Origin of the sequence: Ottowia sp. (assembly GCF_035444425.1) — a bacterium.
GTDB lineage: Bacteria > Pseudomonadota > Gammaproteobacteria > Burkholderiales > Burkholderiaceae_C > Ottowia.
The window spans coordinates 1-9,105 of the sequence record NZ_DAOMOQ010000066.1 but is presented as its reverse complement, the minus strand read 5'-3'; the positions used below and the strand labels follow the sequence as shown (position 1 = coordinate 9,105).

Annotated in this window: 11 protein-coding genes; 5 read left to right on the top strand and 6 right to left on the bottom strand. The window is 69.0% G+C overall.

Going from position 1 to position 9,105, the window contains the following annotated elements; translation table 11 throughout:
• The 5 genes from ptsP to PK606_RS15425 all read right to left on the bottom strand — a co-directional run.
• A partial coding sequence (gene ptsP / locus PK606_RS15445; RefSeq protein WP_324565223.1) for a phosphoenolpyruvate--protein phosphotransferase occupies window positions 1-1,448 on the bottom strand: 1,448 nt, incomplete at its 3' end.
• Window positions 1,449-1,635: 187 nt separating this feature from the next.
• The gene (locus tag PK606_RS15440; RefSeq protein ID WP_324565221.1) at window positions 1,636-1,905 is read right to left on the bottom strand and encodes an HPr family phosphocarrier protein; all 270 of its coding nucleotides are present in this window, start codon (window positions 1,903-1,905) and stop codon (window positions 1,636-1,638) included.
• Window positions 1,874-2,323, bottom strand: coding sequence for a PTS sugar transporter subunit IIA (locus PK606_RS15435; protein ID WP_324565220.1), 450 nt, complete (start codon window positions 2,321-2,323; stop codon window positions 1,874-1,876). Before PK606_RS15435 ends, PK606_RS15440 begins: the two co-directional genes overlap by 32 nt.
• 9 nt (window positions 2,324-2,332) lie before the next feature.
• A complete protein-coding gene (locus PK606_RS15430) occupies window positions 2,333-3,592 on the bottom strand; it encodes an MFS transporter (protein WP_324565219.1) in 1,260 nt (419 codons plus the stop codon).
• Window positions 3,589-4,128 (bottom strand): hypothetical protein, encoded by a 540-nt coding sequence (locus PK606_RS15425; RefSeq protein ID WP_324565218.1) that lies wholly within the window; start codon window positions 4,126-4,128, stop codon window positions 3,589-3,591. The genes PK606_RS15430 and PK606_RS15425 overlap by 4 nt, the downstream gene beginning before the upstream one ends.
• Before the next feature lie 86 nt (window positions 4,129-4,214).
• Here PK606_RS15425 and PK606_RS15420 point away from each other — a divergent pair, with 86 nt between their 5' ends.
• From PK606_RS15420 to PK606_RS15410, 3 genes are all read left to right on the top strand, one after another.
• On the top strand, window positions 4,215-5,453 hold the full coding sequence (locus PK606_RS15420; RefSeq protein ID WP_324565217.1) for a CaiB/BaiF CoA transferase family protein: 1,239 nt from the start codon (window positions 4,215-4,217) through the stop codon (window positions 5,451-5,453).
• A gap of 41 nt (window positions 5,454-5,494) precedes the next feature.
• Window positions 5,495-6,229: an alpha/beta fold hydrolase gene (locus PK606_RS15415; protein ID WP_324565216.1), complete on the top strand. Its 735-nt coding sequence runs from the start codon at window positions 5,495-5,497 to the stop codon at window positions 6,227-6,229.
• 215 nt (window positions 6,230-6,444) lie between these two features.
• Window positions 6,445-6,942 (top strand): TlpA disulfide reductase family protein, encoded by a 498-nt coding sequence (locus PK606_RS15410; RefSeq protein ID WP_324565214.1) that lies wholly within the window; start codon window positions 6,445-6,447, stop codon window positions 6,940-6,942.
• Between the two features lie 83 nt (window positions 6,943-7,025).
• On the opposite strand, the gene PK606_RS15405 is transcribed toward PK606_RS15410, so the two are convergent.
• Window positions 7,026-7,484 (bottom strand): c-type cytochrome, encoded by a 459-nt coding sequence (locus tag PK606_RS15405; protein ID WP_324565212.1) that lies wholly within the window; start codon window positions 7,482-7,484, stop codon window positions 7,026-7,028.
• A gap of 135 nt (window positions 7,485-7,619) precedes the next feature.
• Here PK606_RS15405 and PK606_RS15400 point away from each other — a divergent pair, with 135 nt between their 5' ends.
• The gene (locus tag PK606_RS15400) at window positions 7,620-8,294 is read left to right on the top strand and encodes a cytochrome b/b6 domain-containing protein (protein ID WP_324565211.1); all 675 of its coding nucleotides are present in this window, start codon (window positions 7,620-7,622) and stop codon (window positions 8,292-8,294) included.
• 58 nt (window positions 8,295-8,352) lie between these two features.
• A complete protein-coding gene (locus tag PK606_RS15395) occupies window positions 8,353-8,829 on the top strand; it encodes a GNAT family N-acetyltransferase (protein ID WP_502920861.1) in 477 nt (158 codons plus the stop codon).
• Window positions 8,830-9,105: the final 276 nt, after the last annotated feature.

The following is a 9,105-nucleotide window of genomic DNA, read 5'->3' as shown; positions in this document are numbered from 1 at the left end:
CGGTCGATCGCCAGCGTGTACTGGATCAGGTCGTTGGTGCCGATCGACAGGAAGTCGAAGTGCTTCAGGAACAGGCGCAGCGACAGCGCCGCCGCCGGCACCTCGATCATGGCGCCGAGCCTGACCGGCCCATGCACCTGGCCGCGCTCGTCGAGTTGCGCGCGCGCCTTGTCGATCAGCTCCAGCGTCTGGCGGATCTCGCTGGCGTGCGCCAGCATCGGGATCAGCAGCTGCACCCGTCCGTGCGCCGCGGCGCGCAGGATGGCGCGCAGCTGGGTCAGGAACATGGCCGGCTCCGACAGGCTCCAGCGGATAGCGCGCAGCCCCAGCGCCGGGTTCAGATGGGTGTCGGGGCGCCGGTCGTCGAGCGGCTTGTCGGCGCCGATGTCGATGGTGCGGATGGTCACCGGCATGCCGTGCATGCCGTCCACCGCACCGCGGTAGGCCTGGTACTGCTCGTCCTCGTCGGGCAGCTTGCCCTCGCGGCCCATGAACAGGAACTCGGTGCGGAACAGACCGACGCCGACGGCGCTCACGGCCAGCGCGGCAGCAGCATCCTCGGGCTGCTCGATGTTGGCCAGCAGTTCGATCTTCTGCCCGTCGAGCGTGACCGCTGGCGTGTTGCGCAGGCGCGCCAGGCGGCCGCGCTCGAGCTCGCCCTGGCGCTGCTTGTAGCCGTACTCGGCCAGGATGATGGGCGACGGGTCGACGATCATCACGCCGGCGTCGCCATCGATGATGATCCAGTCGTCCTGCCGCACCAGGTGGCTGGCCGAGCGCGCGCCGACCACCGCCGGAATGTCCATGCTGCGCGCCACGATGGCGGTGTGGCTGGTCTTGCCGCCGACATCGGTGACGAAGCCAGCGAACACGCTCTTCTTGAACTGCAGCATGTCGGCCGGCGACAGATCGTGCGCCACCAGCACCAGCGGCACGTCCTCCGTGTCGTCCAGCCCCAGATCCTGCTGACGCGGCGGGCGCTGTGGCGGCGCAGCCACCGGCGCGGCCGCGCCCTTAAGGCGGCGCAGCACGCGGTCGACCACCTGTTCCAGATCGGCCTTGCGCTCGCGCAGGTAGGGATCCTCCATCTCGTCGAACTGGCGCGAGACCAGCTCCAGCTGCGTGACCAGCGCCCATTCGGCGTTGTACAGGCGCTCCTTGATCCACTGGCGCACGCCGGCGCCCATCAACTCGTCCTGCAGCAGCATCAGGTGCACGTCGAGCAGCGCGTCGAGTTCGGGCGGCGCGTCCCTGGGCATCTCCTGCTGCAGCCGCTGCAGCTCCTCCACCACCGCATCACGCGCCAGGCGCAGGCGCTGCAGCTCCTCCTGGACCTGGTCGGGCTGGATGAAGTAGTGCGTGACATCGACCCGGCTCGACGTCACCAGCACGGCCCGGCCAATGGCGATGCCGCGCGAGACCGGGATGCCGTGGATGGAAAAGGTCATGCGGCGCCCCGCCAGGCCACTGACATACCGCAGACGCTGGAAGCCTCTGTGTTTTCAGAGGCCTGCGCAGCAAGGCCAACAAAAGGCTGCGGATCAGGCCATGCCAGAACGCCGTGGTCGGGGTTCCCCCGACCACCAGCGTTGTCCCCCCTCAGGGGGGAAGGCGCGCAGCGACTCAGGGGGGAGTTCATTCCCCCTCCCCGAACTTGTCGTTGATCAGCGCCAGCAGCGCGTCCATGGCTTGCTGCTCCTGTTCGCCGTCGGTCTCCAGGGTCACCACGCTACCGATGCCGGCGGCCAACATCATCACGCCCATGATGCTCTTGGCGTTGATGCGGCGCTCGCCGCGGCTCATCCACACTTCGCAGGGGTAGCTGCCGGCCAGCTTGGTCAGCTTGGCGGCGGCGCGGGCGTGCAGGCCCAGCTTATTGCTGATGGTGATCTGGTTCTGGATCATGGGGTGTTGGTTGGGCCTGGTCCTGGGGCGCCGTCAGCGGCAGCGGCATGATGCCCTGGGTGCCGCCGGCCAACGCCTTGTCCCGCATGCTGGGCAGCGGCTCGTGCCGGTAGGTCAGCGCGCGCAGCAGCATCGGCAGGTTGACGCCGGTCACCAGTTGCGTGCGCTGGCCATCGACCAGCCGCTGCGCCACGTTGCAGGGCGTGGCGCCCAGCACGTCGGCCAGGATCAGCACGCCGCCTTCGCACGGCAGGCCTGCCAGCGCCGCCTGCACCGCGGCCAGGCTGGCTTCGGGCGTCGCCTCGGCCAGCACGTCGACAGCGGCGATTTCGGCCGCGGCCTCGGCGAACACGTGCAGCGCCGCCTCGCGCAGCGCGTGCGCCAGCGGGGCGTGGGCGACCAGCAGGACGGCGTTCATGGCAACGGATTATCGACGCCCGCTGAGCACGAAGTGCAGCCAGCAGGCCAGGCTGAGCGCGCCGAACGCGCCCATGGCGCCACGCAGCGCATCGGCCGCCGACCAGCCCACGGCCTCGAAGGCGTCAGCGCCCAGGCCGATGCCCCATTGCACCAGGAAGATGCCGACGAAGATCACCAGGTTGTAGGCCGACAGCACGCGCCCGGCCAGGTGCGACGGAAACGCCAGCGCCACCACCGGCTGCACCTGCGCCGACGGCGTGGTCAGCACGCAGTACAGCGCCAGCAGCACGAAGCTCCAGCCACCGGCGGCTGGACCCAGCAACACCAGCAGCGCCAGCGCCGCGAAGCTGAACGGCTGGATGCGCGCGACCAGGCTGTCGACCGAGATGCCGCGTGCCGTCATGCGCGGCAGCAGCATACCCCAGCTCCAGAAGGTGACCAGCATGCTCAGGTTGATCCAGAACAGGCCGGTGGCCGCCGCCAGCGGCGTGGCGCCACTGACGCGCGTCATCCACGGCCCGGCCCACAGCGACTGGATCGCCACCATGCCGCCGAAGCAGACCATGCCAAGCGGTGTGGCGTGGCGGAAATAGGCGTTGCGCGCGATGTCGGCGTAGGAGCCCTGCTGTGCGGCCGGCTTGGCGTCGGTACCCGGCGCCGCCGTCGCGCTGCGCCAGCGCGGCACGATCAGCACGATCACCCCCATCGCCACCGCGATCAGCGCCGCCACCACCCAGGACACGCCGCGCCAGCCGATCACCGGCAGCAGCCACTGCACCGGCAGCGTCGACGCCAGCATGCCGAGCGAGCCGGTCATCAGCATCCAGGCGTTGGCGCGCAGCTGGGTGCCGGCATCGAACCAGCGCCGGTAGCCGGTCAGCGGCGCCATCAGGCAGGCCGCCACGCCGGCGCCCATCAGCAGCCGCGCCGCCATCAAGCCGGCGAAGCCACCGGCGACGGCGAACACCACGCAGCCGAGCACCGCCACCGTCAGCAGGCCGAGGATCACCTTCTTCGGCCCGTGCCGGTCCAGCCAGGCGCCGAGCGGCAGCTGCATGGCGGCAAAACCGAGGAAATAGCCACCGGCCAGCAGGCCGAGGTCGCGTGCATGCAGGCTGAACTCGGCCGTCAGCACCGGCGACAGCGTGGCGGTGACCGCACGCAGCAGCGCCGAGAAGAAGTAGGCCAGCGCGAACGCCAGGAACACCGCGACGGCGGCGCGGCGCGGCAGCATCTCCTGCGCGGCATCGGGGGCAGCGGTCGTCATGGCCACTTGATGCCGGCAAAGAAGGCGTCCGCCACATCGGGCTGCGCCTTGGGTGCGTACATCACGGCGTGCAGCAGCTCGGTGCCGCCATCGTCGGCGGCACGCGCGCTCCACACCGCCTGCGCGAGCACGGCCTGGCCATCGGCCTTCTGCCCTTGCGCCACCAGGCGCTGCGCGTGCGCCAGCGGCAGGGCGTTGGGCGGATGAAAGGGCTGGCGCTCGGCCGCGTCGCTGGCGCCCATGTTGGCCAGCGTGGCCTGCTGCCAGCCGGCCAGCAGCGCATCCGGCGCGCGGCCGGCGGCCACCCTGGCGGTCATCAGCGCGAAGGTGGCGCCACCGGCATCGCAGCCGTTGACCACCAGCATGGTCGGCTCGCCGCCCAGCGGCACGCTGCGTTCGGCGTGGTCGGGCTTGCACGGCAGCAGCGCGGTGGCGCTGGTCGGCGCCAGGCGCAGTTCACGCCAGTTCAGCTGCGGCGTGCAGGCGGCCAGCACGAGCGCCGCCAGCGCGCCGGCAACGGGTGGGAAAACAGGCATGGGCGCGATTATCGACCGGCCGCGCCGGACCATTTGGCGTCGCCGGTGATGCGCGCCGCGCCGGAATGCCGCGACAATGCCAGCCCATGAATACGCTCGACGGTATCCGTGTCCTCGACCTTTCCCGCGTCCTCGCGGGCCCCTGGTGCACCCAGACCCTGGCCGACCTGGGGGCGGACGTGATCAAGATCGAGCGCCCCGGCAGCGGCGACGACACCCGCACCTGGGGCCCGCCCTTCCTGCTCGGCGACGACGGGCAGGAATCGCACGAGGCCGCCTACTACCTGGGAACCAACCGCAACAAGCGCTCGGTGACCTGCGACATCGCCAAACCGGAAGGCCAGCAGCTGATCCGCGAGCTGGCGGCGCACTGCCAGGTGTTCATCGAGAACTTCAAGGTCGGCGACATGGCGCGCTACGGACTGGATTACGCCAGCCTCAAGGCGATCAATCCGAAGCTGGTCTACTGCAGTCTGACCGGCTTCGGCCAGACCGGCCCCTACGCCGAGCGTGCCGGCTACGACTACGCGATCCAGGGCATGGGCGGGCTGATGAGCATCACCGGCGAGCGCGACGACCTCGGCGGCGGCCCGCAGAAGGTCGGGGTGGCGGTGGCCGACCTGTTCACCGGCATGTACGCCACCGTCGGCATCCTGGCGGCGCTGCGCCATGCCGAGCGCAGCGGCGAGGGCCAGTTCCTCGACATGGCGCTGCTGGACACGCAGACCGCCATGCTGGCCAACCTGGGCGCAAACTACCTGGTCAGCGGCAAGGTGCCCGGCCGCGCCGGCAACGCGCACCAGAACATCGTGCCCTACCAGGTGTTCGAAGTCGCACCCAAGCCGGACGGCAGCCAGGACTTCATCATCCTGGCGGTCGGCAACGACAGCCAGTACGCCAAGTTCTGCCAGGTGGCCGACTGCCCCGCGCTGGCCGAGGACGCACGCTTCGTCAAGAACCGCGACCGCGTCACGCACCGTGCGCTGCTGGTGCCGCAGCTGGCCGAGATCATGAAGACGCGCAGCAAGGCCGACTGGCTGGCCGCGCTGGAAGCGGCCAAGGTGCCCTGCGGCGCCATCAACAACCTGGCTGAGGTGTTCGACGACCCGCAGGTGCGCGCGCGCGGCATGGTCACGCACTGGCAGCATCCGCTGAAAGCCGACCTGAAGCTGGTGGCCAGCCCGCTGAAGCTGGAAAGGACCCCGGTGCGCACCGATCTGCCGCCACCGCTGCTGGGCCAGCACACCGACGAGGTGCTGACGGAACTGCTGGGCTGCGACGCGGCGCGGCTGGCCGCCCTGCGGGCGCAGCAGGTGATCGGATAGGCGGCGCGCCAACGCCCGTCGAACCCACGAGGAGAACCTGCATGGCCAACTACCTGCTCGTCCACGGCGCCTGGGGCGGCGCCTGGTACTGGCGCCACACGCTGAACACCCTGATCCGCGCCGGCCACCGCGCGCACGCCGTCACACTGACCGGTTGCGGCGAACGCGCGCACCTGCTGGCGCCCGGCATCACGCTACAGACGCACATCGCTGACGTGCGCAACGCGCTGGCAGCCGAGGAACTGGATGACTGCATCCTGGTGGTGCATTCGTACGCCGGCATGCTCGGCACCGCAGTGGCCGACCGCGAGCCACCGGGCACGCTCGCGCACCTGGTCTACGTCGATGCGGTGGTGCCCAGGCCGGGCGAAAGCTGGAGCTCGACCCACGCCGGCCCGACCCTGCGCGAGCGCCTGCACGCGGCCGAGATCAGCCCCACCTACAGCTTTCCGGCGCCCGACCCCACCGTGTTCGGTCTGGCCGAGGCCGACTACGAATGGGTCCGACGCCGCCAGACGCCGCACCCGGGCCGCACCTACCAGGATCCGCTGCAGTTCGACCCCCGCCGCGTGGCCAGGGTGCCGCGCACCTACATCAGCTGCGTGCAGCCTTCGCTCGGCACCATCGACTCGATCCGCCCGCGCATCACCGACGCCGGCTTCTGGGACGGCGCCTGGCTGCCGGGCAGCCGGGTGGTCGAACTGCAGACCGGGCACGACCCTATGATCAGCGCGCCGGAGGCATTCAACCGGATCCTGCTGGAACTGGCGAACTGAGGCCCACGCCCGGACGGCCACCAGGCTCAGGCCAGCCAGCCCAAGGCTGCAAGGCGTCGCACCGTTCGGCCATCGGACCGAGGCCGTCCATGCGCACGCGCCGAAGCGCGGTGAACTCTGACGCCGTTTGCGAGTCATTCAATTGCAGCGTGTTTCGCAATGCAAGAGTTCCCGTCCTTTCGCCGTGGCTGGACCAGTTTTCTAGAATCAACCCCATGCTGAATCACCCGACCCGCCGCCTCACCCTGGTCGCGCTCCTGGCCTCCGCGCTCGGCCTGAGCGCCTGCGGCAAGGATGCGGCGCCCGATGCCACCTTCGTGCTGCTGGATGGCAGCAGCAAGACGACGCAGGACTTCCGCGGCAAGGTCACGCTGGTCAATTTCTGGGCCACCAGCTGCACCACCTGCGTGGCCGAGATGCCGCAGATCGTCTCCACCTACGACAAGTTCAAGGACCAGGGCTACGACACCGTGGCGGTAGCCATGCAGTACGACCCGCCGGCCTACGTGATCAATTTCGCCGAGACGCGCAAGCTGCCGTTCAAGGTCGCCATCGACAACACCGGCGCCGTCGCCAAGGCCTGGGGCGACGTCAAGCTGACGCCCACCACCTACATCGTCAACAAGCAGGGCGAGATCGTGAAGAAGTACGTCGGCGCACCCGATTTCGACGAACTGCACAAGCTGATCGAAAAGCTGCTGGCGGCGGCCTGAGCGTGCAACAGCCGCGATCGCGATGAAAAAGCCGTGCAATGCACGGCTTTTTCGTTCAGAGCCAGGGCATCAACATGCCGGCGTCACTTGGCACGGTAGTTGTCGTGGCAGGCCTTGCAGCTTTGTGCCGCCGGGCCGAAAGCCGCCTTGAGCTGGTCCAGGCTGCCGCTCTTGGCCGCCACCGAGACCTTCTGGACCTCGGTCGTCATGTCCTGGTAGAGCTCCTTGACCTTGGGCATTTCCTTCCACAGCTCCGGCTTGGCCCGGGTGTCGTGACCCTTCTCGGAGCCGGGCACCAGGCCGGTGATCGGCAGCTTGGAAACCAGCGCGATGATCTCGCCATCGGACGCGGCGACGGCGGCGTCGTAAGGCATCTTGCCGTTCGCCATCGCGCCCAGGCGGCCGAAGTGGTGACCGAGCAGCGCGAACGCACTCTGACGGTAGTTGATGGCGTCTTCGGCCTTGGCGAACTGCGCCGCGGCGGGCACGCTCACGGCGGCGGTGACAGCCAGCACGGCAAGGGCACGGATCATTGGCTTCATCGTGGAAACTCCTTGGGTTGAATGGAAGACGGGCAACAACCCGCCGCGCAGCCCCCGTTTCGCGGCAAAGCTCACTAAACTCGGCGACTGCCGGCACAGCATAGCGCCGAAGTGTTAAGCAAACGTATCACCACCATGCAAAAAATCCGCATCTGGGATCTGCCGACCCGCCTTTTCCACTGGACCCTGGCCGCATGCGTCATCGCGATGATCGTCGCCGCCAAGGTGGGCGGCAATGCGATGAACCTGCACATCCGGCTCGGCTACGCGGTGTTCGCGCTGCTGCTGTTTCGACTGCTGTGGGGTTTCGTCGGCGGCCACTGGTCGCGCTTTGCCAGCTTCCTGCCGACCCCGGCCAGCCTCAGGCGCTACCTCAGCGGTGGGGCCAGCGCCACCGACACCGCGGGCCACACCCCGCTTGGTTCGCTGTCGGTATTCGCCATGCTGACGGTGCTGGCGCTGCAGGTCGGCTCGGGCCTGTTCGCCGATGACGAGATCGCCTTCTCCGGCCCGCTGACCTCGCTGGTCTCGGGCGCGACGATCGACCGGCTGACCTCCTGGCACATCAACTTCGGCCAGTATCTGGTGATCGGACTGGTGGCGCTGCACGTGCTGGCGATCCTGGTCTACATGCTGCGACGGCAGAACCTCATCGTGCCGATGCTGTCGGGCGACAAGCATCTGGCCGAGCCGGTGCCGGTGGCACGCGACAGCGCCGGCAGCCGCCTGCTGGCGCTGGTGCTGCTGGGGCTGGCAGCTGCCGTGGTGTACTGGGTGGTGCAACTGGGCGCACAGCCGATGCTGGGCTAAACTGGACTGCTCCGTACCCCCTACCCCTGTTGTTAGCCCAGTGGAGCCCCGTCCGCCCATCGATCTCGTCGTCGCCGTCGAACCGGATCAGCTGGATGCAGCGCGCGCGCTGTTTCGCGAGTATGCGGAGCAGCTGGGCGTGGACCTGTGCTTCCAGGGCTTCGAAGAGGAACTGGCGGCGCTGCCGGGTGACTACGCCGCGCCGCGCGGCACGCTGCTGCTGGCGCTGGTCGATGGCGAACTGGCCGGCTGCTGTGGCCTGCGTCCGATCGATGACGTCGACTATTCGAATGCGGCCGAGATGAAGCGCCTGTACGTGCGCAAGGCTTTCCGCGGCTTCGGCCTGGGCCGCCAGCTGGCCGAGGCGGCGCTGGAAGCCGGTACCCGCCTGGGCTATGCCTCGGTGCTGCTGGACACGCTGGACGACATGGAGTCCGCGCGTGCGCTGTACGAAGACCTCGGTTTCGAGGAAATCCCGCCCTACTACCACAACCCCCTGCCGGGCGCGCACTATCTCAAGGTCGACCTGGACTGATCAGTGGGTCGCTTCGCGGCGGCCACCGCTCATACAAGAAGCACCGCACACCGACACAAGCCGCCCATCCCGCAAGACAAACACATCCGGCGCCGCGCAGCATGCGCCAGAACGGGCCGCAGAGCAGGCCAGTCCAGCGGCCGCCGTGGAGCGGGCTTGGCCCGGCCACTGGCGACGTCCCCCTGGGGGGAAGCCGCGCCAGCGGCTCAAGGGGCTATTTGACCTGCGCCAGCATCGTCGCCCCGTCGCTGACCTGGAACTTGCCCGGCGCCTCGA

Bases quoted from the DNA above. Each gene is read 5' to 3' on its own strand.
- PK606_RS15405 (WP_324565212.1), bottom strand. From the start codon at position 7,484: ATGAAGCCAATGATCCGTGCCCTTGCCGTGCTGGCTGTCACCGCCGCC.
- PK606_RS15420 (WP_324565217.1), top strand. From the start codon at position 4,215: ATGAATACGCTCGACGGTATCCGTGTCCTCGACCTTTCCCGCGTCCTC.
- PK606_RS15425 (WP_324565218.1), bottom strand. From the start codon at position 4,128: ATGCCTGTTTTCCCACCCGTTGCCGGCGCGCTGGCGGCGCTCGTGCTG.
- PK606_RS15410 (WP_324565214.1), top strand. From the start codon at position 6,445: ATGCTGAATCACCCGACCCGCCGCCTCACCCTGGTCGCGCTCCTGGCC.
- PK606_RS15415 (WP_324565216.1), top strand. From the start codon at position 5,495: ATGGCCAACTACCTGCTCGTCCACGGCGCCTGGGGCGGCGCCTGGTAC.
- PK606_RS15430 (WP_324565219.1), bottom strand. From the start codon at position 3,592: ATGACGACCGCTGCCCCCGATGCCGCGCAGGAGATGCTGCCGCGCCGC.
- PK606_RS15440 (WP_324565221.1), bottom strand. From the start codon at position 1,905: ATGATCCAGAACCAGATCACCATCAGCAATAAGCTGGGCCTGCACGCC.
- PK606_RS15400 (WP_324565211.1), top strand. From the start codon at position 7,620: ATGCAAAAAATCCGCATCTGGGATCTGCCGACCCGCCTTTTCCACTGG.
- PK606_RS15435 (WP_324565220.1), bottom strand. From the start codon at position 2,323: ATGAACGCCGTCCTGCTGGTCGCCCACGCCCCGCTGGCGCACGCGCTG.